Source organism: Nocardia panacis, from assembly GCF_003598715.1.
Taxonomy (GTDB): domain Bacteria; phylum Actinomycetota; class Actinomycetes; order Mycobacteriales; family Mycobacteriaceae; genus Nocardia; species Nocardia panacis.
On the sequence record NZ_QZFU01000016.1, the window covers coordinates 935,507 to 957,114 of the forward strand.

At 66.6% G+C, this 21,608-nt stretch carries 20 protein-coding genes, 2 tRNA genes and 1 pseudogene; 11 read left to right on the forward strand and 12 right to left on the reverse strand.

The window, feature by feature from the left end; all coding sequences use genetic code 11:
- The first annotated feature begins 11 nt into the window (after positions 1-11).
- The 5 genes from gyrA (at position 12) to D5S18_RS12510 (ending at position 5,700) form a co-directional block, all read left to right on the forward strand.
- Complete coding sequence (gyrA, locus tag D5S18_RS12490) at positions 12-2,525, forward strand: DNA gyrase subunit A (protein ID WP_120040092.1); 2,514 nt, start codon at positions 12-14, stop codon at positions 2,523-2,525.
- A gap of 39 nt (positions 2,526-2,564) precedes the next feature.
- The gene (locus D5S18_RS12495; RefSeq protein ID WP_120040095.1) at positions 2,565-3,449 is read left to right on the forward strand and encodes a DUF3566 domain-containing protein; all 885 of its coding nucleotides are present in this window, start codon (positions 2,565-2,567) and stop codon (positions 3,447-3,449) included.
- 138 nt (positions 3,450-3,587) lie between these two features.
- Positions 3,588-3,661, forward strand: a tRNA-Ile gene (locus tag D5S18_RS12500).
- A 61-nt stretch (positions 3,662-3,722) separates the two neighbouring features.
- A tRNA-Ala gene (locus tag D5S18_RS12505) sits at positions 3,723-3,795 on the forward strand.
- 1,461 nt (positions 3,796-5,256) lie between these two features.
- The gene (locus D5S18_RS12510) at positions 5,257-5,700 is read left to right on the forward strand and encodes a hypothetical protein (RefSeq protein ID WP_147403941.1); all 444 of its coding nucleotides are present in this window, start codon (positions 5,257-5,259) and stop codon (positions 5,698-5,700) included.
- Positions 5,701-5,742: 42 nt separating this feature from the next.
- Here D5S18_RS12510 and D5S18_RS12515 read toward each other — a convergent pair whose 3' ends face one another.
- Together D5S18_RS12515 and D5S18_RS12520 are read right to left on the reverse strand one after the other, a co-directional pair.
- Positions 5,743-6,300 carry a dihydrofolate reductase family protein gene (locus D5S18_RS12515; protein ID WP_120040099.1) on the reverse strand — a complete coding sequence of 186 codons (558 nt, stop codon included), beginning with the start codon at positions 6,298-6,300 and terminating at the stop codon, positions 5,743-5,745.
- Between the two features lie 58 nt (positions 6,301-6,358).
- The gene (locus D5S18_RS12520) at positions 6,359-7,066 is read right to left on the reverse strand and encodes a YoaK family protein (protein WP_120040101.1); all 708 of its coding nucleotides are present in this window, start codon (positions 7,064-7,066) and stop codon (positions 6,359-6,361) included.
- 156 nt (positions 7,067-7,222) lie between these two features.
- On the opposite strand from D5S18_RS12520, the gene D5S18_RS12525 reads away from it, so the two are divergent.
- Complete coding sequence (locus D5S18_RS12525; protein WP_120040103.1) at positions 7,223-8,131, forward strand: acyl-CoA dehydrogenase family protein; 909 nt, start codon at positions 7,223-7,225, stop codon at positions 8,129-8,131.
- A gap of 636 nt (positions 8,132-8,767) precedes the next feature.
- Positions 8,768-8,896, forward strand: a complete 129-nt coding sequence (locus D5S18_RS36110; protein WP_282434844.1) for a VOC family protein — start codon at positions 8,768-8,770, stop codon at positions 8,894-8,896.
- 114 nt (positions 8,897-9,010) lie between these two features.
- Here D5S18_RS36110 and D5S18_RS12535 read toward each other — a convergent pair whose 3' ends face one another.
- Complete coding sequence (locus D5S18_RS12535) at positions 9,011-9,202, reverse strand: hypothetical protein (RefSeq protein ID WP_120040105.1); 192 nt, start codon at positions 9,200-9,202, stop codon at positions 9,011-9,013.
- 95 nt (positions 9,203-9,297) lie between these two features.
- On the opposite strand from D5S18_RS12535, the gene D5S18_RS12540 reads away from it, so the two are divergent.
- Positions 9,298-9,825: a peptidylprolyl isomerase gene (locus tag D5S18_RS12540; protein WP_120040686.1), complete on the forward strand. Its 528-nt coding sequence runs from the start codon at positions 9,298-9,300 to the stop codon at positions 9,823-9,825.
- Between the two features lie 6 nt (positions 9,826-9,831).
- On the opposite strand, the gene D5S18_RS12545 is transcribed toward D5S18_RS12540, so the two are convergent.
- Complete coding sequence (locus tag D5S18_RS12545; protein WP_239003702.1) at positions 9,832-10,281, reverse strand: PH domain-containing protein; 450 nt, start codon at positions 10,279-10,281, stop codon at positions 9,832-9,834.
- A 60-nt stretch (positions 10,282-10,341) separates the two neighbouring features.
- The gene (gene crgA, locus D5S18_RS12550; protein ID WP_120040109.1) at positions 10,342-10,608 is read right to left on the reverse strand and encodes a cell division protein CrgA; all 267 of its coding nucleotides are present in this window, start codon (positions 10,606-10,608) and stop codon (positions 10,342-10,344) included.
- Positions 10,609-10,763: 155 nt separating this feature from the next.
- Here crgA and D5S18_RS12555 point away from each other — a divergent pair, with 155 nt between their 5' ends.
- From D5S18_RS12555 to D5S18_RS12565, 3 genes are read left to right on the forward strand one after another with little or no spacing between them, the layout of a single operon-like run.
- On the forward strand, positions 10,764-11,408 hold the full coding sequence (locus D5S18_RS12555; RefSeq protein WP_120040111.1) for an aminodeoxychorismate/anthranilate synthase component II: 645 nt from the start codon (positions 10,764-10,766) through the stop codon (positions 11,406-11,408).
- The gene (locus tag D5S18_RS12560; protein ID WP_120040113.1) at positions 11,405-12,112 is read left to right on the forward strand and encodes a RibD family protein; all 708 of its coding nucleotides are present in this window, start codon (positions 11,405-11,407) and stop codon (positions 12,110-12,112) included. The genes D5S18_RS12555 and D5S18_RS12560 overlap by 4 nt, the downstream gene beginning before the upstream one ends.
- Positions 12,109-12,564, forward strand: a complete 456-nt coding sequence (locus D5S18_RS12565) for a deaminase (RefSeq protein WP_120040115.1) — start codon at positions 12,109-12,111, stop codon at positions 12,562-12,564. The genes D5S18_RS12560 and D5S18_RS12565 overlap by 4 nt, the downstream gene beginning before the upstream one ends.
- A 3-nt stretch (positions 12,565-12,567) precedes the next feature.
- Here D5S18_RS12565 and D5S18_RS12570 read toward each other — a convergent pair whose 3' ends face one another.
- The 7 genes and pseudogenes from D5S18_RS12570 to D5S18_RS12600 form a co-directional block, all read right to left on the reverse strand.
- On the reverse strand, positions 12,568-12,987 hold the full coding sequence (locus tag D5S18_RS12570; RefSeq protein WP_120040117.1) for a CBS domain-containing protein: 420 nt from the start codon (positions 12,985-12,987) through the stop codon (positions 12,568-12,570).
- A gap of 88 nt (positions 12,988-13,075) precedes the next feature.
- A complete protein-coding gene (pknB, locus tag D5S18_RS12575) occupies positions 13,076-14,977 on the reverse strand; it encodes a Stk1 family PASTA domain-containing Ser/Thr kinase (RefSeq protein ID WP_120040688.1) in 1,902 nt (633 codons plus the stop codon).
- On the reverse strand, positions 14,974-16,473 hold the full coding sequence (locus D5S18_RS12580) for a protein kinase domain-containing protein (RefSeq protein ID WP_120040119.1): 1,500 nt from the start codon (positions 16,471-16,473) through the stop codon (positions 14,974-14,976). The genes pknB and D5S18_RS12580 overlap by 4 nt, the downstream gene beginning before the upstream one ends.
- 37 nt (positions 16,474-16,510) lie before the next feature.
- Positions 16,511-17,977, reverse strand: coding sequence for a penicillin-binding transpeptidase domain-containing protein (locus D5S18_RS12585; protein WP_120040121.1), 1,467 nt, complete (start codon positions 17,975-17,977; stop codon positions 16,511-16,513).
- Positions 17,978-18,069: 92 nt separating this feature from the next.
- Positions 18,070-19,512 (reverse strand): annotated as a pseudogene (locus D5S18_RS12590) (FtsW/RodA/SpoVE family cell cycle protein); the annotation flags it as partial.
- Positions 19,512-21,002, reverse strand: coding sequence for a PP2C family protein-serine/threonine phosphatase (locus tag D5S18_RS12595; RefSeq protein WP_120040125.1), 1,491 nt, complete (start codon positions 21,000-21,002; stop codon positions 19,512-19,514). The gene D5S18_RS12595 and the pseudogene D5S18_RS12590, both read right to left, overlap by 1 nt.
- Entirely contained in the window at positions 20,999-21,466 is a 468-nt protein-coding gene (locus D5S18_RS12600) for an FHA domain-containing protein FhaB/FipA (RefSeq protein ID WP_120040128.1), read from the reverse strand. The genes D5S18_RS12595 and D5S18_RS12600 overlap by 4 nt, the downstream gene beginning before the upstream one ends.
- Between the last annotated feature and the right edge of the window lie 142 nt (positions 21,467-21,608).

Consider the following 21,608-nt stretch of genomic DNA (forward strand, 5'->3'; position numbering starts at 1 on the left):
GAGACCATTGCATGACTGAGACCACGCTGCCCCCGAACGGCGGTGCCGGTGACCGGATCGAACCGGTCGATATCCAAAACGAGATGCAGAGCAGCTACATCGATTACGCCATGAGCGTCATCGTCGGCCGCGCCCTGCCCGATGTCCGCGATGGGCTCAAACCGGTGCACCGGCGCGTGCTCTACGCGATGTACGACAACGGCTACCGCCCCGACCGCGGCTACGTGAAGTCGGCCCGCCCGGTCGCCGAGACCATGGGCAACTACCACCCGCACGGCGACGCCTCCATTTACGACACCCTGGTCCGGATGGCCCAGCCGTGGTCGCTGCGCTACCCGCTGGTCGACGGCCAGGGCAATTTCGGGTCCCGAGGCAATGACGGCGCGGCCGCCATGCGCTACACCGAGTGCAGGCTGACCCCGCTGGCGATGGAGCTGCTGCGCGAAATCGACCACGAGACGGTCGATTTCGTGCCCAACTACGACGGCCGCTCGCAGGAGCCGGTGGTCCTCCCCGCCAGGGTGCCCGCCCTGCTGATGAACGGCAGCAATGGCATCGCCGTCGGTATGGCCACCAATATCCCGCCGCACAATCTCAACGAGCTGGCCGAGGCCATCACCTGGGCGCTGGAGAACTACGAGGCCGACGAGGAGGCCACCCTCGCGGCCTGCATGGAGCGGGTCAAGGGACCCGACTTCCCGACGCACGGCCTGATCGTCGGCGGCCAGGGCATCCACGACGCCTACACCACCGGCCGCGGTTCGATCCGCATGCGCGGTGTGGTGGAGATCGAGGAGGACAGCCGCGGCCGCACCACCATCGTCATCACCGAACTGCCCTACCAGGTCAATACCGACAACTTCATCAACTCGATCGCCGAGCAGGTGAAGGACGGCAAGATCGCGGGTATCTCCGATATCCACGACGAGTCCTCCGACCGCGCGGGTATGCGCATCGTGGTCACGGTCAAGCGCGACGCCGTCGCCAAGGTCGTGCTCAACAACCTGTACAAGCACACCCAGTTGCAGACCAGCTTCGGCGCGAACATGCTCTCGATCGTCGACGGGGTGCCGCGCACGCTACGGCTGGATCAGATGATCCGGCTCTACGTCGAGCACCAGTTGGACGTCATCGTGCGGCGCACCCGCTACCTGCTGCGCAAGGCCGAGGAGCGCGCCCACATCCTGCGCGGCCTGGTCAAGGCGCTCGACGCGCTGGACGAGGTCATCGCGCTGATCCGTCGCTCGGCCGATACCGAGACCGCGCGCACCGGGCTGATGCGGTTGCTGGAGATCGACGAGATCCAGGCCACCGCCATCCTCGATATGCAGTTGCGTCGCCTCTCGGCCCTGGAGCGGCAGAAGATCGTCGACGAATTGGTCAAGATCGAGGCCGAGATCGCCGATCTGAAGGACATTCTGGCCAAGCCGGAGCGGCAGCGCATCATCGTGCGCGACGAGTTGCGCGAGATCGTCGAGAAGTACGGCGACGACCGGCGCACCCGCATCATCGCCGCCGACGGTGAGGTGGCCGACGAGGACCTGATCGCCCGCGAAGACGTGGTGGTCACGATTACCGAGACCGGTTACGCCAAGCGCACCAAGACCGACCTGTACCGCTCGCAGAAGCGCGGCGGCAAGGGCGTGCAGGGCGCGGGCCTCAAACAGGACGACCTGGTCAAGCACTTCTTCATCTCCTCGACCCACGACTGGCTGCTGTTCTTCACCAATAAGGGCCGGGTGTATCGGGCCAAGGCGTACGAACTGCCCGAGGCCAACCGCACCGCCCGCGGTCAGCACGTGGCCAACCTGCTCGCCTTCCAACCGGATGAGCGCATCGCCCAGATCATCCAGATCAAGTCCTACGACGACGCGCCCTACCTGGTGTTGGCCACCAAGAACGGCCTGGTCAAGAAGTCGAAGCTGACCGATTTCGACTCCAACCGCAGCGGCGGCATCGTCGCGGTGAACCTGCGCGAGGATGACGAACTGGTCGGCGCGGTGCTCTGCTCCGCCGACGAGGACCTGCTGCTGGTCTCGGCCAAGGGCCAGTCCATCCGCTTCTCGGCCACCGACGAGGCGCTGCGCCCCATGGGCCGGGCCACCTCCGGCGTGCAGGGCATGCGGTTCAACGCCGATGACGAACTGCTGTCGCTGAACGTGGTGCGCGAAGGCACCTACCTGCTGGTGGCCACCTCCGGCGGCTACTCCAAGCGGACCGCCATCGAGGAGTACACCCCGCAGGGACGCGGCGGTAAAGGCGTGTTGACCATCCAGTACGACGAGCGGCGTGGCACGCTGGTCGGCGCGCTCATCGTCGACGACATCGACGAGCTCTACGCCATCACCTCCGGCGGCGGCGTCATTCGCACCGCGGCCAACCAGGTGCGCAAGGCGGGCAGGCAGACCAAGGGCGTGCGATTGATGAACCTCGCGGATGGGGATACCTTGCTTGCTATCGCGCGCAATGCCGATGAGCCCGATCCGGAGGCAGGCGATGGCCCCAGTGGTACTTCCGATCAGTAATCCTCAAGCGGCGGCAACGAACGGATCTAAGGAATCCCATTGACGACTCCGAACCAGCCGAACGACGAGCGGCACCCGAACGGCCTGACCGAGCGGATCGCACCGTCTCCGATTCCGCCGCGGCCGATTCCCCGGCCCGTCGCTTCGGGTGACGGGCCGCCGGGGGCGCCGGGCGACAAAACCGTCCGCATGGACGCCGCCCCGGAGACGCCGGGCAGCGGTGGTCCGCTGCTGCCGCAGCGGGAACCACAGTCCAACCTGTACCGGCCGGGTCAGGCCCCGGTCACCGGTCGACCCACCGGCGGGGTCGGTCTCGGCGGCGGGATGACCAATGCCCGCACCACCGCGGATCTCGCCGCCAAGGCGGCCCGCAAGGAGGCGGCGATGGTGAAGTCCGTCGGCATCGACGGACCCACCCGCAGCATCGCCCGCCCGGAACTGATCAAGGACATGCCCGACCTGTCGGAGATCCGCCATCCGCTGCCGCATCCGGAGACCACCGGCCCGCAGCCGCCGGTCTCACCCGCCGTCCCGGTGGCGGTGGCCCAATCCGTGGCCTCCGGGGAGCCGCTGCGCGCCACCGTGCAGATCCGCCGCATCGACCCGTGGTCCATGCTGAAGATCAGCCTGGTGATCAGCGTGGCCATGTTCTTCGTCTGGATGCTGGCCGTCGGCCTGCTCTACATCGTGCTCGAAGGCATGGGTGTGTGGGGCCGACTCAACAGCAGCTTCACCGATATCGTGTCCTCCGACAGCGGTTCGGGCGGATTGATCAGCGCCGGAACGGTATTCGGCTACGCGGGCGTCATCGGGCTGATCAATGTGGTGCTTTTCACCGCGCTCGGCACCATCGGCGTCTTCATCTACAACCAGTGCTGCGATCTGGTCGGCGGCATCCAGGTCACCCTGGCCGATCCCGACTGATCCCGGTCCCTTCCGCCTACGGCCGGTACCGCCTTCCCCAAGGCCGGTACCGGCCGTTTTGGTAGTCGGCCCGCCGGTAGGGTAATCTTCTGCCTCGGTTCGGTTAGCAGCTTCGAGCGGCTCACAGAACAAATTTGAGGGCCTATAGCTCAGGCGGTTAGAGCGCTTCGCTGATAACGAAGAGGTCGGAGGTTCAAGTCCTCCTAGGCCCACTACGATTGTTATGGTTCTCCCACCCCGGTCGGATCATCATCGATACCACCTGGTGGTCGAGGGGCCTTAGCTCAATTGGCAGAGCACTGCCTTTGCAAGGCAGGGGTTAGGGGTTCGATTCCCCTAGGCTCCACAAGATAGGCGGCCCATGCTCATGGAGAGCATGGGCCGTTTCTTGTTCCGCGTATTTTGTGGGGGCGAAGCCCCCACGCCCCACCCGGCGGGCTGGCGCCCCCGGACCCCCGGTTCGTGGTGGTTGCGTTTCGTTGCTTGGGTGCCTGTCTCACCGGCAGCTTCCGGACTCCCGCGCTTGTGCGTTAGTTCCGCTGTCAGCTTCCGGATCCCCTTCTCCTGGCTCGCCTTCCCGCCACCGCATTCCTGGTCCTTGCGTGGCTGTGTGTCGTCCGTTGTTGGCTACGGATGGCCGTGGGGCTGTGCGTAGGGTTCGCTGCTGGTCCCGATTCTCGGTGTTGGGCCTGTTGTCGGTGGAATCGTTGTGCGTTGCGGACGATTTCGGCGGGGATGGTTTGGTGGGAGTGGTGTCGCTCGGCGGGATCGTCGACTGTTCGCGAAGTGCAATCGCACAGGTACAGGCACTAATTCGGCGAACTGTGGCGTGTGGAATGGATTCGACACATAGGGTCGTAGTCGTATGTGAGGCGCAGTACGTTTCATCGACCGGAAGTACCCACTGTTCTTACCGGAAGGAGAAGCATCATGGACCAGAACAAGGTTCGGGATACTGAGCACCGCAGCGGGAACGTCGTCTCCTACGTGCCGCCCCTGGCTGTCGACAGCGGCACAGTCTCCAACGAGACCATGGGTATGCATGGCCATCGTAGGGATCATCATCACGCACATGCCCGTCGGATGCACTGAGCGCAATTCAACGACAGCGCTGCGAGTCCGACCTCCGAGTGGTCTCGGCTTCATCGTGATGCACACGACGACCCGTGGGATTGGTTGATTCGACAGGTGCATGACGAGTGAGCCGATGACGAGGGAGTTCGTGTTGGATCGGATCAACCGGTATCCGCCGCGCCGGGCGTTCGCTCTGCGAGCGCCCGGCGCGGCGTGATGGCGTTGCGGACGATCCTGAATCGGCGGCGGTCAGGTTGGGTGAGGTTCGACAGTGGCTGGTTGTTCGGGGTCGGGGCGGTGTGGGATCGATTCGGCTGCCGCCTTGTTTCGGGGCGCGGGTAGGGTGGTCGCATGAAAATTCTTCTGACTCTGGGTGTTGTCGTCGCGGTCGTCATTGGCATCTCCAAGCTTCGGCAGCGCGGCGAGGCCGATGTCTGGCGCGAGGGCACGGCAAACTGAATCACGTACGGGGACGGTAGAACTCGCTCTCGGCGCGGTTCGGTGCTCCTCCGCTTACAAGGCGAGTGCTCCTCGGTGAGTGCTCGCCTTTGTTCTGTCCGGATCTCTTCGGATCGGTTCCGTTCGGTAGCAGTCGAATTGCCGATAGCGGTATTTCTCGGGGCTTGTGGCGCAGCGGTCGCGTGATGCTACGGTTCCGCTGCTTGTTCGAGCGATATTTCCGGGGATCTGAGCCGAGAGGCGGAATAATTTGTTGCGGAATCGTTTTGCGATGATGGCCACGCGTGTTGCGGTGGGTGCGGTCGTGGTGGCGGGGCTCGGTCTCGCGGGAGCCGGTGTGGCGGCGGCGGATCCGAGCGGCAAACTGGTGACCAATGGGTGCCAGGGGTCCAGTCCCAACATTATCGATATGCCCTACAGCGGGCAGGTGATCGCCTCGCAGTACAACCAGGCGGGGTCGGCCGATATCAGTGTCTACGGCGGCAGCAGCATTTTCGGCTATGACACCAGGCCGACATTGACGTGGACGAATCTGAACACCGGCGCATCCGGTTCGGTCACCGGATACGCGCGGGTCGGGATGCCGTATACGGCCAATGTGAATTTCCCGAGGGTGCCGACCGGTTCCGGCCCGGTCCGCATCGATGTGTCGGTGGCGAACAGCGGATTCTTCCCTGTGCCCGCCGTCACCTGCTCGGGTGTCGTGGATCTGGACTGACGAAGGTGGGTGAGCGTGCGAAAGGCCCGCTCACCCAATGGATCAGCGTTTCGGCGCGTACTTCAGCACGGTGATGCCGCAGTCGAAGGGAATCGCGCCGGCCGGTGCGAAGCGCTGATATCCGCTGGTGGGGAATACGGGGAGTCCCGCGCCGATGGTGGTGGGATTGACGAAAAGATGTAGTTCGTCGAGGAGTTCGTGCGCGATGAGGCCCGCGACGAGGGTGGCGCCGCCGTAGGCGATGATATCGCCGCCGGGGCGGGATTTGAGTTCGGTGATCACCGCGGTGAGGTCGCCGCCCGCGACGGTGGCGTTGTCCCAGGGGGATTCGGTGAGCGAATCGCTGATGACCACCTTTGGGGTGTTGTTCATTTTATCGATGGCCGCCTGTGTTTCGTGTTCCGGCCGGGCGGCCCACGCGGGTATGAAACCCTCGGCGAGTTTGCGGCCGAGCACGATGGTGTCCACCGGATCGGTCAGCGCGGTGACATACGCGGCGAGATCACTGCTCCAGGGGTGGGACATCCAATCCATTTCCCCATGCGGGCCGCACATGTAGCCGTCAATGGTGGTCTGCACCTGGAGTTTGAATGTGCGCATCGAAATCGCCTTTCGCCTCGGTGGGGGGAGTCTCGCACACAGTCTGATCGGGGGATCGTCAACGCGCGGGCGGACCGTGCCGATCCAGATGCAGGTAGGTGTAGCAGGTGACGACCAGGCAGACCCCGGTCGCGGTGACCAGCATCGCCCAGCCCGAGACCAGCAGGCTGAGCAGCCCGCCCAGCAGCGCGCCGAGGGAGAAGGCGGCGTAGAGCAGGAAGTAGCCGAGCCAGTCGGCGTAGTCGCCGCCCGCGAGGTGGCGTTCGATGCCCTGACCCATTTTGACCAGCGTGCCGGTGACATAGCTGAGTGGCACCGAGACCTCACCGTTCTTGACGAATGAGGTGTTGAGCGCGCCGACACCGAACGCGACGAACAGGATCGGCACGAAGTCGATGGTGGGCGTGGTGGCGCCGAGGTACAGCAGCAGGTCGACGGCGGCCGCCACGGCGAGGGATGCGGTGGTCAGCAGCACCGGGCCGTGCGGATGTCCGGACCAGAAGTGTCTGCGGCACCAGGACGCGAACACCACACCGGTCAGGAAGGCGAGCAGCAGCAGCGCGGCCGGTACGGCGAGGTCCGGTTCGCCGTGGAAGTGCCCGAGGATGGCTCGCTCGGTATTGCCTGTCATGAAGGTGACGAAGTAGCCGGCGGTATGCATGAATGCCGCCGCGCCGATGAGCCCGGCCAGTGCGGCGAGCACCCAGGAGAGCCTGGCTTCGCTGTCGAAGAGTGCTTTTCTGCGGATTTCTTCGGGTTTCGGCACAGGTGGGGCTCCTCTTTTCGGAAGGGCTTCCCCATAGTGATACCCCTTCGTGAGCCTCGATCGCGGGGTGTGTTCGCGCGCAGTCGGGTGTTCGCCGGTTGATCGCTCGGACCGTGTGGCGCGGTTCGGGCGGGTTCGGCCGATTACCGTGCAGGCGTGGAATCGGTATTTGATCATGTGCTGACCGCGCCGCCCGAACCGCTCGACACCCTCCAGGAGGTGTGGGCGCGGCATCTGCGTACGGCGGCCGAATTCGACCGGACGGTGGATGCCGCGGTGGCGGGCGGATTCGGTGCCGACCGGCTGGGTTTCGCCTTTCTCAGCGGCTATCAGGAGGCGCTGCGCTGCCTGTTGCCCGAACTGGCGGGCCTGCCCTCGGCGCTGTGCGCGACCGAGGCGGACGGCGCGCATCCCGCCGCGATCCGCGCGAGGCTCACCGAGCGTGCGGGCGGTTGGGTGGTCGATGGGACGAAAACCTTTGTCACCCTTGGGCGAATGGCGCGGCGGTTGGTCGTCGTCGCCAGTGTGGGGCAGGAGGGGGAGCGCAATGTGCTGCGGGCCGCGCTGGTCGACGCCACAGCCGACGGCGTTGCGATCGAGGATCGTCCGCCCGCACCGTTCGTTCCCGAAATCCCGCACGCGGCGGTGACTTTCACCGCCGCGGCGGCGATCCCCCTACCCGGTGACGGCTATCTCGACTACCTGAAACCCTTCCGCACCCTGGAGGACGCGCACGTCCTCGCCGCCGCGCTGGGCTGGCTGCTGCGGGTGGCGCGGGAATCGAACTGGCCGGAGTCGGTGGCGCAGCGGCTGCTCGCGGGGGTGGCGATGGTGCGCGGACTCGAGGTGGACCGGCCGGGTGGCGGGCGCACGCCGGGTGCGCATATCGCGCTCGGCGGGGTCTACGACTTTGTGGCCGAGCTGCTCGAGGAGCTGAATCCGCTTTGGGCCGAGGCGAATCCGGCGCATCGCGCGCGGTGGGAGCGCGATCGTCCGCTGCTCGGCATCGCGGGTCGGGTGCGGGCGCAGCGTTTGGCCGCCGCATGGCGCGCGTTCGAAGGCTGAAAAACCTACTCCAACTGTGCCTGCCCAAAAATGGGGAGCGGGCCTCGGCGAAGGGGGGGAGTTAGCCGAGGCCCGCGTAAGGTCGGCCCGGGGGGGAGGGGCCGACGTGAACGATCCTACGCGATGATCGGCGATTGTGTGCGCGCGGCGAGGGTCACTTTGGAAGATTTTTCGGGTCGTCCGACCTGAGAATCGCCGCATCGGGTTTGCCGCATGGACGCCCAATGGCGGAAATTGCGGGGGTGATCGTCACCGCAATTCTCAAATACCTTGTCGCGCAAGGTTTTACAGCGACCTCGAAAAAACTGGTCAGTTGCTCGCCTGGATCGGGAAAAACGTGCCGACCGGTCCAGGTGTGTCGCGAATCGCTTCGCGGGCCGCCGTCCCGGCCCGAAATCGGTCGGATTTGTCGCGTGTCGCACACGGTCCGGGCATGTCGTACAGGGGTTCGATAAGCATCGGCACGCCACGGACATCGCCGCGCCGGGATTCGTCGCGCTGACCAGGCTCGACGCTCCCTGGTATCGCGATACACGAACTCGGCCTGGAGATACTGCCGCAACAAACAGCGGAATGTGGCCTCGGGTGGTTTCGCCCTCGTCTTCACCGTCGAGTATGCCGCCGCGGCGGAGCGCGGTGGGTGCGAACATCACCCTGCCGCTGCTCGAACAGCCATGGGGCGAAAGGCTTTTCCAGGTGAGCGATCCGAACGGGATCGTGGTGCAACCGCTGGAGTGGGTCGGGTCGAGTACCGACCCGAAGTGAATCGGGTAGTTCGCTACCCGCGCCGCGGCGCCGGGCCGGGCGCATGATTCAACCGGTCGCATCCGGATCCGGTTCCCCCGAGCACCGCCTGGATCGGGATGCGGCCTTCTCTGCTCAGACCGCGGCGGGCGCCGGGCTGGAACCGTTGCGGGAGTATCCGATTCGCGGCGGGGCGGGCGCGGGGACAGGCGGCTGCGGCCGCCTGCTGCGCACCAGCCAGGCCACCCCGCCCGCGACGGCGATACCGGTCGCGAGCAGCAGCCGATTGCGGGTACCTGCGGACAGATGCAAGCGCGCCGAAGTCATGGGACCACTCTGGCACAGCGGGGCGGATCGCGCAGTAGGCGGCCCGTCACACCCGATCCCCGGAATCGGCTGTGCCGCATGGGACGATGTCCCGCGTGACCTCACCGAATCAGACCTCGACCGCGATCCTGCACACCAACCACGGGGATATCAGGCTCGCGCTCTTCGGTCACCACGCTCCCAAGACGGTGCGCAACTTCCGCGCGTTGGCCGACGGCTCCGCGCAGTACACCACCGAGAATGCCAGCGGCGGCAGCACCGGCCCGTTCTACGACGGCGCGCTCTTCCACCGGGTGATGAGCGGGTTCATGATTCAGGGTGGTGACCCCACGGGCACCGGCCGCGGCGGTCCCGGCTACACCTTCGCCGACGAATTCCATCCGGAGTTGCGCTTCGATCGCGGCTACCTGCTGGCCATGGCCAATGGCGGTCCGGCGACGAACGGATCGCAGTTCTTCATTACGGTGAGTCCGCAGCCGCATCTCAATCGGCGCCACACCATCTTCGGCGCGGTCCTGGACCAGGATTCGCGCCGGGTGGTCGACACCATCGCGACCATCCAGACCGACCGCAACAATCGCCCGCTGGAACCGGTGGTGATCTCCAAGATCACGCTGGAGTGAGCGGAGCTATTTGGCCAGCCCGTTGGTGATCAGGGATTCGAAGACGTCATTGGGGTTGGCCCCCAGATCCCAGCGGCCGAAGATCAGCAGCCGCTCGGCGCCGTCGTGCTCGACATCGATCTCCAGCATCGGCATTTTGCGGCCCAGGCGGCGGTAGGCGACGACCCTGGCCCTGGTGATCTGATCGCGGGTGTATTCGGCGGGACCCGCCAGGGTGCGCACGACCAGCTTCGGGTCCGGTCCGGGCAGTACGGTGAGCCGGGGGCGCTGCCGGAATCCGAGGGCGGACAGGCCGAGCAGGCCGACGGCGGCCAATCCGATGAGCAGTCGACTGGCCCCGTCATTGGCCACGATCGCCGCACCGGCGAGGACCACCCCGCCGATCGTCACCACGATGAGGGCCGGTGTCGGTGTGGTCCAGGCAAGACGAGGCGCCGGTTCCACGGGATTTCCCACGGTTTTCCTCGAGTTGTCCACAGGGTCATCCACAGATGTGAATGAATGACATGTCTGTAATCAGCGCCAGCGCATGGTCATGATCAGGCCGATCACCATCAGGCCGAATCCGATCAGGAAGTTCCACGCGTTGAGATCGTTGATCCACTTGAGCTGCTCACCCGCCAGGTAGTAGACCAGCAGCCAGACCAGCCCGGCCAACATGAACCCGAGCATGATCGTCACGTACCAGACCGGGGACGGCCCGCCACCCTTGATCTTCACCGGAGTCCGGCTGGCCGGGTTGATGGTGTAGTCGGTCTTCTTGCGGACCTTCGACTTGGGCATGGTGTCCTCGTGTTCGGCGGGCGGTCGGTACCGGTGGGCGGTGTCGTTTGTAGTGCTGGCGGTGTCGAGCCGGACGCGGTTCGCCGCGACCGCCGGTGTGCCTCCAGGCTATCCCAACAGGGAAATGATGGAGCATCGGCGGCTAGTCTCGATCCATGCGCGTACTCGTCGTCGACAACTACGACAGCTTCGTCTTCAACCTGGTGCAGTACCTGGGCCAATTGGGCGCGCAGGCCGTGGTCTGGCGCAACGACGATGCGAAACTCGCCGATCCGGCCGCGGTGGTCGCCGAATTCGACGGCATCCTGATCAGCCCCGGTCCGGGCACCCCCGATCGGGCGGGTCGCAGCATCGAGTTGGTGCGGGCCTGCGCCGCGCAGGCCAAGCCGCTGCTCGGCGTCTGCCTCGGGCATCAGGCCATCGGGGCGGCATTCGGTGCGACGGTCACCCGCGCGCCCGAACTGCTGCACGGCAAGACGAGTTCGGTCTTCCACATCGGGGCGGGTGTGCTCGCGGGCCTGCCCGACCCGTTCACCGCCACCAGGTACCACTCGCTGACGGTCCTGGAGGACACCCTGCCCCCCGAGATCGAGGTGCTCGGCCGCACCGAGAGCGGCATCGTCATGGCCATGCGGCATCGCACGCTGCCCATCCACGGGGTGCAGTTCCATCCCGAGTCGGTGCTGACCCAGGGCGGTCACCGCATGCTCGCCAACTGGCTCGAGGTATGCGGGGAGCGGCCCGCCGAGGGCCTGGTGGACATGTTGGAGGCGGAGGTCGCCGCGCTGGTGGTGCAGTGACGGCCCGACCTCGGGTGCTGCTGTCCGTCGCCGTCAGTATCGACGGCTATATAGATGACGACAGCGATGCGCGCCTGATCCTCTCCGATGCCGCCGACCTCGACCGGGTGGACCGGTTGCGGGCCGCCGCCGACGCGATCCTGATCGGCGCGGGGACGCTGCGTCGGGACAATCCGCGGCTACTGGTCAATAATGCGGCGCGGCGCGCGGCCCGCCTGGCAGAGGGGCGCGCCGAGTACCCGATCAAGATCGTGGTGAGCGCGCGCGGGGATCTCGCGCCGGAACTGCGGTTCTGGCATACCGGCGGCGAAAAGCTGGTCTACACCACCAATTTCGGTGCCGCACGACTGAGCGGGTTGACCGGACTCGCCGAAATCGTCTCGCTGGGTACGGAAATCGACCTCGGCGCGCTGCTGGACGATCTCGGGCGCCGCGGTATCGCGCGACTGCTCGTCGAGGGCGGGACGAGTATGCACACCCAGTTCCTCGCCGGGGATTTGGCCGATGAGTTGCGCATGGCGGTCGCGCCGATCCTGGTGGGTGCCACCGCCGCCCCGCGTTTCGTCGATCCCGCCGAATTTCCCGGCGGGGCGCGCCGCAGGATGGGTCTGGTGGGCGTCGAGCAGGTCGGGGATATCGCGGTGCTGCGCTACCTGCCGAAATCGGTTGCGGGGGAATCCGTCGCGTGGGAGCAGGAGCAATGACCGAAATGATGGATCACCGATTCATGCGCAGGGCCATCGAGCTCGCGCACGAATGTCCACCGAGCGAGACGGCCTACTCGGTCGGTGCGGTGATCGTCGCCGCGGGCGTCGAGATAGCCGCAGGCTTCTCCCGCGAATCCGATCCCAAGGCGCACGCGGAGGAAGCCGCGCTCGACAAACTCGCCGACGATGTCGACCTGACCGGCGCCACCCTCTATAGCACCCTGGAACCGTGTTCCCGGCGCGCTTCCGCCCGCGTGCCGTGCACCGAGCGGATCCTGCGGGCGGGCATAGGTCGTGTGGTCATCGCCTGGCGCGAACCGGCGCTGTTCGTACACAACTGCGTGGGTGTGGAAACGCTGCGCGCGAACGATGTCGAGGTGGTCGAGCTGCCGGAGCTGGCCGAGGCGGCCATGGCGATGAACCGGCACCTCGACCTGTCCGGCGGATAGGGATCAGGGGCGACCGTAGAGGGCGGTGACGAATTCGCTCAGCTGGTTGTCGTCGAGGTGGCGGGCCAGATCGGCCTCGCTGATCATGCCGATCAGCCGCTTGTTGTCGATCACCGGCATGCGCTTGACCCGATGCGACTCCATGGATTCCAGGACGGCGTCCACTTCGGCGTCGGCGTCGATCCAGTAGGGCGTCTTCTCGCACAGGTCCCAGGCACGGGTGGTGGTCGGGGACAGGCCCTGCGCAACGCATTTCACCACGATGTCGCGGTCGGTGATGATGCCGCACATCCGCTCGTTCTCATCGGCGACGACGACCGAGCCGACACCGAGTTCGGCCATCACCCGCGCCGCTTTGCCCACCGATTCGTCGCGCGAGATCCATTGCGCGCCGGGTTTCATGATGTCTCTGGCAGTGGTCATGGGGTTACTCCTCACAGTCAGCACTGCTGAACAGGTATGAAGCAACCCCATTGTCCCGCTATCCGGACCGACCGGTTCGTGTTTCCGGTCAGTTCGGGCCGAGCACCCCGGTCGTGATGGTGATCGTGCCGTTCTTCGGCACCGACGACCCGGCCGAAGGCTGCTGACTCAGGATCCGCCCGACCTCGCCCGGCGCGAAGGTGCCCTGCGTGGTCTGGGTGATCTGGCTGGTCGTCCCGGTCCACCCCGCGCCGCGCAGCGTCTCCAATGCCTGCGCGGGCGTCTGCCCGACCAGGCTCGGCATGGTGATACCGCCGCTGGAAACCTGCAGTGTCACCGTGGAACCCTTGTCCGCGCTGGCGCCGCCGGTCGGATTGGAGCCGATCACCTCACCCTTGGGCCGCGAGGACGGCACCTCCTGCACTACGACCTTGAACCCGTTGCCCTCGATATTCGGCTGCGCCACATCGATGGTCTGGCCCACCACATTGGGGACCCGCACCGGTTCGGGACCGTTGCCGACCGAGACACCGACCTCCCAGTCCACGTCCACCTTCGAGCCCGGCGACGGATTCTGGTCGATGACCTTGTCCTTCTCGGTATTGCTCGACGGTTTGTGATCGACATTGGCGCCGAGGCGCAAACCGATCGAATTGAGCTTCTGCTCGGCCTCCTGCTGGGACAGACCCGTCAATCGGGGCACCGTGACCTGCTGCGGACCGCTGGAAACCTGAAGGGTGACCGTGCCGCCCTTATCGATACGCGACCCACCCAGCGGTTGGGTGGAGATCACATTGCCGGTGGCGACCTTGCTGTCGGGCTTCTGCTGGATGGCGACGGTGAAACCGAGCTTCTGCAGCGCGTCGGTGGCCTGCTGGGCGGATTTGTTCGACAGGTCGGGCACCGCGACCTGATCCGGGCGGCTGCCCGGACCGATCAGCACCCAGAACAGCCCGAACGCCACCGCCACCGCCGCGGCGGCCGCGATGGCCAGATAGAGGGTGCGGCGCGGACCCGACGGTTCGGCGGGCTCCTGCTCGGCGGTGTCGTCATTGCGGTCGACGGTGCGAAAGCTGCGCGGCGGCGGACCCTCCGCGCCGAGGATCGAGGTGCGATCCTCCTCCGTCATCACCATGGGGGCGCTCGGCTTCTGCCCGCCGAGCACCCGGATCAGGTCGGCGCGCATCTCTGCCGCCGACTGATACCGGTTGACCGGATTCTTGGCCATCGCCTTGAGCACCACCGAATCCAGCTCGCGCGGGACGCCGGGATGCACATGCGAGGGCAGCCGGGGATCCTCCCGAACATGCTGGTAGGCCACCGCGATCGGTGAATCACCGGTGAAAGGCGGTTCGCCCGTGAGGATCTCGAACAGCACACAGCCGACCGAATACACATCCGATCGCGCGTCGACGGTCTCGCCGCGCGCCTGCTCGGGCGAAAGATATTGCGCCGTACCGATCACCGCGGCGGTCTGGGTCATCGGACTGGAGCTGTCGTGGATGGCGCGGGCGATGCCGAAATCCATCACCTTCACCGCGCCCGCCCGGTTGATCATGATATTCGCGGGCTTCATATCGCGATGCACGATGCCGGCCTTGTGGCTGAAATCCAGTGCGGCACAGACGTCGGCGACGACCTCCATGGCCCGGCGCGGCGGCAGCGGACCCTTGCCGCGCACGATATCGCGCAGCGTCTCCCCGTCGACGTACTCCATCACGATGTAGGGCAGCGGACCGCCGTCCACCTCGGCCTCGCCGGTGTCGTACACCGCGACGATCGCCGGATGATTCAGCGCGGCCGCGTTCTGCGCCTCACGCTTGAACCGCAGATAGAAGGTGGGGTCGCGGGCCAGGTCCGCGCGCAGCACCTTGATCGCCACATCGCGGCTCAGGCGCAGATCGCGGGCCCTGTGCACCTCGGACATCCCACCGAATCCGATGATCTCGCCCAGCTCATAGCGAGAGGACAGATTCTTCGGGGTCGTCATGGCCATCCTTGATCAGACGGGTCGGAGGCGCCGTACTGCGGACCTGAGCCGGGGGCGCCGGGGATTTCGAGCGATGGTATGCCGAGCGTGGGCGTGACGCGCGTACCGGTCCGCGACGGGAAGCTCGGCGTCGGGCGGGTGGTGCTCGGCGGCGTTGTCGTGGTCGTCGGGGGCTGGGTGGTCGTCGTCTGCTCCGGCGTCGTGGTCGGGGTTTCGGTGGTGGTCTGCGGCGGCGTGGTGCGCGGCTGCTCGACCGTGGTGGTGGGTCGCTGGGTGGTCGTCGTCGGCTCCGCGGTGGTGGTGCTCGACTGCGGTGGCGGCGGCGTTATCCGCGCCACGCTGGTGGCGGGCGGGGTGACCGACTTGCCGCCCGCGTCGCCGCCGAGCGCCGCCCAGCCGACCACACCGCCGAGTAGCACCGCGCCGATGCCGACGCCGATACCCCACTTCTGGCCCCGGCTCAGCCCGCCCGCGGCCTTGTCGGCGGGCGGGACCGTGCCGGGATTGAGCTGGGTGGCCGGTGCGGAACCGGCCGCGTAGCGGGCGGTCGCACCCACGTATTCGGTTGCGGCCGAACCCATGACGACCGTCGGGCTGGGCGGGAGCACGGTGGTGGCGCCCGTCGGCGGCGCGGCCTGCTTGAAACCGCTGGGCGGCGGCGGCCTGCGACCCGCCCGCACGGCCGCGACCGCGTCGGCGAATTCGCCGCCGCGCGAATAGCGCAGCGCCGGATCCTTCGCCAAGGTGATCTCGATCAGCTCGCGCACATTCGCGGGCAGATCCGACGGCATCGGCGGCGGGGCCTCGCGCACGTGCTTCATGGCCACCGTGATCGCGCCGTCGCCGGTGAACGGCCGCTGCCCGGCCAGCGCCTCATAGCCGACCACACCGAGGGAGTACACGTCGCTGGCCGCGGTCGCGTCCTCGCCGACGGCCTGCTCCGGGGCGATGTACTGCGCGGTGCCCATCACCATGCCGGTCTTGGTCACCGGGGAGGCGTCCACGGCCTTGGCGATACCGAAATCGGTGATCTTCACCTGACCGGTGGGCGTCACCAGGATATTTCCCGGTTTCACATCGCGGTGCACCACGCCCGCGGCGTGCGCGACCTCCAGCGCGCGCCCCGTCTGCTCCAGCATGTCCAGGCTCTGGGCCACCGAGAGCCGACCCAGGCGGTTCAACACCGAGTTCAGCGGCTCGCCCTGCACCAATTCCATGACCAGGTAGGCGGTTTCGCTGCCGAACGGATCGGTGGTCTCGCCGTAGTCGTAGATGCCCGCGATACCGGGATGGTTCAACTGCGCCGTCGTCTTGGCCTCGGTGCGGAACCGGTGCCGGAAGGTCGGATCGGCGGAGAACTCCGATTTGAGCACCTTCACCGCGACGCGGCGATCCAGCCGGGTGTCCAGCGCTTCCCAGACCTGTCCCATACCGCCTGTGGCGATGAGCCGCTGCAGGCGGTAGCGGTCGGCGATCATCCCGCCGTTGTTCAGCATCGGGGCTCCCGAACCTCAACTCGCACGTTCATATCCTTCAGCCCGCTCGCAGACCGGCGTCCAGCACCGCGCGCGCGACGGGTGCGGCGACCGAACCGCCGGTGGCGGCCAAGGCCCGATCGCCGCCGTTCTCCACGATGACCGCGATGGCGATCTTCGGGTTCTGCGCCGGGGCGAAGGCGATGTACCAGGCGTGCGGCGGTGTTTGGCGCGGGTTGGTTCCGTGCTCGGCGGTGCCGGTCTTGGATGCGATCTGGTACCGGGACTGGCCATGTCCTGCGGTGTTGTCCTCCGAAGCGATCATCAGATTGGTCAGCGATGACGCTACCTGGGCGCTGACGGCCTGTCCGACCGAAACCGGTTTGGTCTTGGACAATTCGGTGAGATCCGGCCCCTGCCTGGCATCGACCAGATAGGGCTCCATCCGCACTCCGCCGTTGGCGATCGTAGCCGCGATCACCGCGTTGTCCAACGGGGTGAGTGCGACATCGCGCTGGCCGATACTGCTCTGGGCCAGCGCCGCGTTGTCGGAGATGGCGCCGACGGTGCTCTCCGCCACCGGGATCGGGATGCCGCGGTGCGCGCCGATACCGAAGGCGGCGGCCTCGTCCTTCAGATTCGCCGCGCCCACCTTCACACCCAGTTCGGCGAACGCGGTATTGCACGACATCCGGAACGCGTCGCGCAGTGAGGCGGTCGGCCCGCCGCCGCACGGGGTGCCGTTGTAGTTCTCCAGGGTGGTCGCGGTGCCCGGCAGCGTGATGTTGGGGGCGGCGGTGAACTGATCGTCCGGGGTGGCCGCGTTATTGGCCAGCGCGGCGGCGGTGACCACCACCTTGAAGGTGGATCCCGGCGGATAGGTTTGCGACACGGCGCGATTCAACATCGGCTGATGTGGGTCCGCGCTGAGCGACTCCCACGCACGGGTACCTTTCGCGCCGTCGTGACCCGACAGTTCGTTCGGGTCGTAACTGGGCGTGGACACCATGGTCAGAATTCGGCCGGTGCTCGGTTCGATGGCCACCACCGAACCGGTGTAACCCTTGCTGGTGAGCTGGTCGTAGGCCACCTTCTGCATCACCGGGTTGATGGTGGTGAGCACATTGCCGCCGCGCGGATCGCGCCCCGAGATCAGGTCGACCAGATGCCTGCCGAACAGTTGGCTGTCGGAGCCGTTGAGCACCGAATCCTCGGCCCGCTCCAGCGCGGTGCTGCCGTACTGCATCGAATAGAACCCGGTGATCGGTGCGTACGCCTCCGGATCGCCCCGGTAGGTGCGCAGGTATTTGTAGCGGTCCTCGGTCGCGACCGAACTGGCCAGCACCGTGCCGCCCGCCGAGATCTGCCCGCGCTGCCGGGAGTACTCATCGAGCAGGATGCGCGAATTGCGCGGATCCGAGCGCAGACTGTCGGCCTTGATCACCTGCACATAGGTGGCATTGAGCAATAGCGCGACGATCATCACCATGACCGCGACGGCGACCCGGCGCAGCGGAGTATTCATTCCTGCGGCCTCGCTTCCGGTCGGCCGGGATCCGGACGGGTCACCTCGAGACGACTGGTCTCCTCGACTCCGGATCGGGCGGCGGGTTTGCGCAGCAATTCGGTGGTGGCCTCGACCAGGGCGGGCTGTTCCTTCTTGCGCACCGGCGCGGGGGCGCGGGCGGCGTCGGAGATCTTGATCAGAATCGCGAGCAGCGCGTAGTTGGCCAGCAGCGACGAACCGCCGTAGGACATGAACGGTGTGGTGAGACCCGTCAGCGGAATCAGTTTGGTGACACCGCCCGCCACCACGAACACCTGGATGGCGATGGTGAACGCCAGGCCCGCGGCGAGCAGTTTGCCGAAACTGTCGCGCACCGCCAGCGCCGTGCGCAGCCCGCGCACCACGAAGACCAGGAACAGCATGAGCACCGCGGCCAAGCCGATCAGGCCCAGTTCCTCACCGACCGTCGCGACGATGAAATCGGTCTTGGCGAACGGCACCTTGTTCGGGCGACCGCTACCGAGACCCGTCCCCGCCAGGCCGCCGGTGGCCAGACCGAACAGCGACTGCGAGATCTGATAGCCGGTGTTGTTGTAATCGTCGAACGGATGCAGCCAGGTGAGCGTGCGCACCCGCACGTGGGCGAACGCCTGATAGGCGAACAGGAAGCCCAGGGTCAGCAGCACACCGCCGATCACCAACCAACCCACCCGCTCGGTGGCGATGTAGAGCATCACCAGCACCGTCGCGAAGATCAACAGCGAGGTGCCCAGATCCTTCTCGAAGACCAGCACCCCGACGCACACGATCCACACCAGCAGGATCGGACCCAGATCCCGCGCCCGCGGGAACTCCATCCCGAACATGTGCCGCCCGGCTGCGGTGAACAGGTCGCGCTTGGACACCAGCACCGAGGCGAAGAACACGATCAGCAGGATCTTCGCGAATTCGCCCGGCTGCACACTGAATCCGGGCAGCCGGATCCAGATCTTGGAACCATTGGTCTCGGAATAGGCGTCGGGCAGGATCGCCGGAATCGCCAGCGCGATCAGACCCAGCAGGCCGATGGTGTAGGTGTAGCGGGCCAGGGTGCGATAGTCGCGCAACACGATGAGCACCACCGCGAAAACCACGATACCCAGCGCCGTCCACCCCACCTGCGTGGTGGCGTCGGGGGCGGGCAGCGGTGCGGAGTTGTAGGCCGCGTCCTGCTCGGCGGCCAGATCCAAACGGTGGATCAGCACCAGACCGAGACCGTTGAGCAAAGCGACGATCGGCAGCAGCAGCGGATCGGCGAACGCGGCGAAACGCCGCACCACCAGATGCGCGACACCGAACAATCCGAGGTAGGCCAGTCCGTATTTGGCGATATCCCAGGTGATCTCCTGCTCCTGGCTGGCCTCCACCAGCACCAGGGCCGCGGTGGTGATCACCGCCGCACCGCCCAACAGCAGCAATTCCACATTGCGTCGGGTGGAGGGCGGCGGCGCGGGAGCGAATCCGCCCGGCGGACTGGGGTAGGCCCCAGTGGACGGCGGTGCCGGTGCGGACATCAGTCCGTCACCCGGCAGTTCTCCCCCGGAGTCTGGGGATTGCTCGCAGGTGCAGGCGGGGCGGGCTCCTGCCGCGCCGGAGGTTTCTGATCAGCGGGAGCGGGATTCGGCGCGGGCTCCGCGGGCGGCGCACCGGGGGCCTGCGGCGGAGCGCCGTTATTCGCCGGTGGCGGAGCCGGGTTGTTCGCGGGCGGCGGCACCACACCCGGCTGCGGGGCCGACTCACGGGACAGGCACGGCGGCAACAGTTCCCGCGATAGCGCCCGCATCGAATCCTTCGCCTGATCGAGCGAACCGGGCGGTAAACCCTTGTCCACCTGATCGCGGCCGGTCTGCTTGAGATCGGACTGTTTGAGCGCCTTGCAGGTCTGCGGCAGACTGCCCGGCTCGACCAGGCTGATATCGCCGCCGCGCGTGACACAGCCGACGATATCCACATCGTGAATCGAATAGCCGAGCACCGAACCGGGTAGGCCGCGCAGGATAACCACCTGGCCGTTGTCCGCACCTACGTAGTAGTAGCTGCGAATCGTCTTGTAGCCCACCAGAAGCCCCACGGCGACCGCGATCACCAACGCCACACCCAGCAGGATCCAGCGCATCCGGTGGGATTTGCCCGGCTCCGGCGGCTCCGGCGCGGCGACCGGCCTGCGCGGCGGGGTGGCGCGCGGCGGACGCATGGCGGCGGCTCGACCGGCCGCCGTATTCGGCGGCGGCGTGTCCTCGTCCTGACCCGAGGCCGCACCCGCGACGATCGGATGACTCTGGCCGTAATCGAGATCGATCACATCGGCCACGACCACCGTCACATTGTCGGGACCGCCGCTGCGCAGCGCCAACTCGATGAGTCGGTCCGCGCACTCGTCGGTGCCGCCCTCGCGCATGGTGTTGGCGATGGTCTCATCGCTGACCACATCCGAAAGTCCGTCCGAGCACAGCAGATAGCGGTCGCCCGCACGGGCCTCGCGCATGATCAGCGTCGGCTCGATCTCATTTCCGGTGAGCGCCCGCATGATCAGCGAACGCTGCGGATGGGTATGCGCCTGCTCCGGCGTGATCCGGCCCTCGTCGACCAGCGACTGCACGAACGTGTCGTCGCGGGTGATCTGCGCCAACTCGGCGCCGCGCAGCAGATAGGCGCGCGAATCACCGATATGCACGAGGCCGAGTTTCTTGCCCGCGAACAGGATCGCGGTGAGGGTGGTGCCCATACCGTCGAGTTCGGGCTCCTCCTCGACCTGATCGGCGATGGCGGCATTGCCCGCGCGGGTGGCGGCGTCGAGTTTGCCGAGCAGATCATCGCCCGGCTCGTCGTCGTCGAGGTGGGCCAGCGCGGCGATCATCAACTGCGAGGCCACCTCGCCCGCCGCATGCCCGCCCATACCATCGGCGAGTGCGAGCAGCCGCGCGCCCGCGTAGACGGAATCTTCGTTGTTGCCTCGGACGAGACCGCGGTCGCTGCGCGCTGCGTAGCGGAGAACAAGTGTCACGATCGCAGCTCGATCACTGTTTTGCCGACACGGACAGGGGTGCCGAGCGGAACCCGCACGGCGGTGGTGACTTTCGCACGATCGAGATATGTGCCATTGGTGGAGCCGAGATCCTCGACATACCAATCGTCACCGCGCGGTGAGAGCCGCGCATGCCTGGTTGAGGCGTAGTCATCGGTGAGCACCAGCGTGGAATCGTCCGCACGGCCGATCAAAACGGGTTGGGTGCCGAGCGTGATCCGCGTCCCGGCGAGTGAACCTTGAGTCACCACAAGATATTTGGCGCCCTTCTGGCCTCGGCTGAAGGAAGGCAGCACCGTGGAACCGCGTGCGGCCCTGGGCTGGATCCGAATGCCGGATGCCGCGTAGATGTCGCTGCGCAAGGTCCGCAGCACAGCCCAGACGAACAGCCACAGCAGCAGCAGGAACCCCGCACGGGTCAATTGCAGAATCAATCCCTGCACGGCGCTCCACCTCCTGTTCGACCGTGTACGTCGGTGCCGTGGGTGCGGTTCCCCCCACCGGCCTGCTGGTCTTGTCGGCCCCTGGTCTGCCGCGCGTTTGTTGGCAGCATCATAGGGCCGATGGTCGATTCCGATCACGATA

What these genes read in the sequence shown, in the direction of transcription:
- gyrA (WP_120040092.1), top strand. Translation starts at nt 12, where the DNA reads ATGACTGAGACCACGCTGCCCCCGAACGGCGGTGCCGGTGACCGGATC.
- D5S18_RS12510 (WP_147403941.1), top strand. Translation starts at nt 5,257, where the DNA reads ATGGCCACGCGTGTTGCGGTGGGTGCGGTCGTGGTGGCGGGGCTCGGT.
- D5S18_RS12515 (WP_120040099.1), bottom strand. Translation starts at nt 6,300, where the DNA reads ATGCGCACATTCAAACTCCAGGTGCAGACCACCATTGACGGCTACATG.
- D5S18_RS12535 (WP_120040105.1), bottom strand. Translation starts at nt 9,202, where the DNA reads ATGACTTCGGCGCGCTTGCATCTGTCCGCAGGTACCCGCAATCGGCTG.
- crgA (WP_120040109.1), bottom strand. Translation starts at nt 10,608, where the DNA reads ATGCCCAAGTCGAAGGTCCGCAAGAAGACCGACTACACCATCAACCCG.
- D5S18_RS12555 (WP_120040111.1), top strand. Translation starts at nt 10,764, where the DNA reads ATGCGCGTACTCGTCGTCGACAACTACGACAGCTTCGTCTTCAACCTG.
- D5S18_RS12565 (WP_120040115.1), top strand. Translation starts at nt 12,109, where the DNA reads ATGACCGAAATGATGGATCACCGATTCATGCGCAGGGCCATCGAGCTC.
- D5S18_RS12570 (WP_120040117.1), bottom strand. Translation starts at nt 12,987, where the DNA reads ATGACCACTGCCAGAGACATCATGAAACCCGGCGCGCAATGGATCTCG.
- pknB (WP_120040688.1), bottom strand. Translation starts at nt 14,977, where the DNA reads ATGACGACCCCGAAGAATCTGTCCTCTCGCTATGAGCTGGGCGAGATC.
- D5S18_RS12580 (WP_120040119.1), bottom strand. Translation starts at nt 16,473, where the DNA reads ATGCTGAACAACGGCGGGATGATCGCCGACCGCTACCGCCTGCAGCGG.
- D5S18_RS12585 (WP_120040121.1), bottom strand. Translation starts at nt 17,977, where the DNA reads ATGAATACTCCGCTGCGCCGGGTCGCCGTCGCGGTCATGGTGATGATC.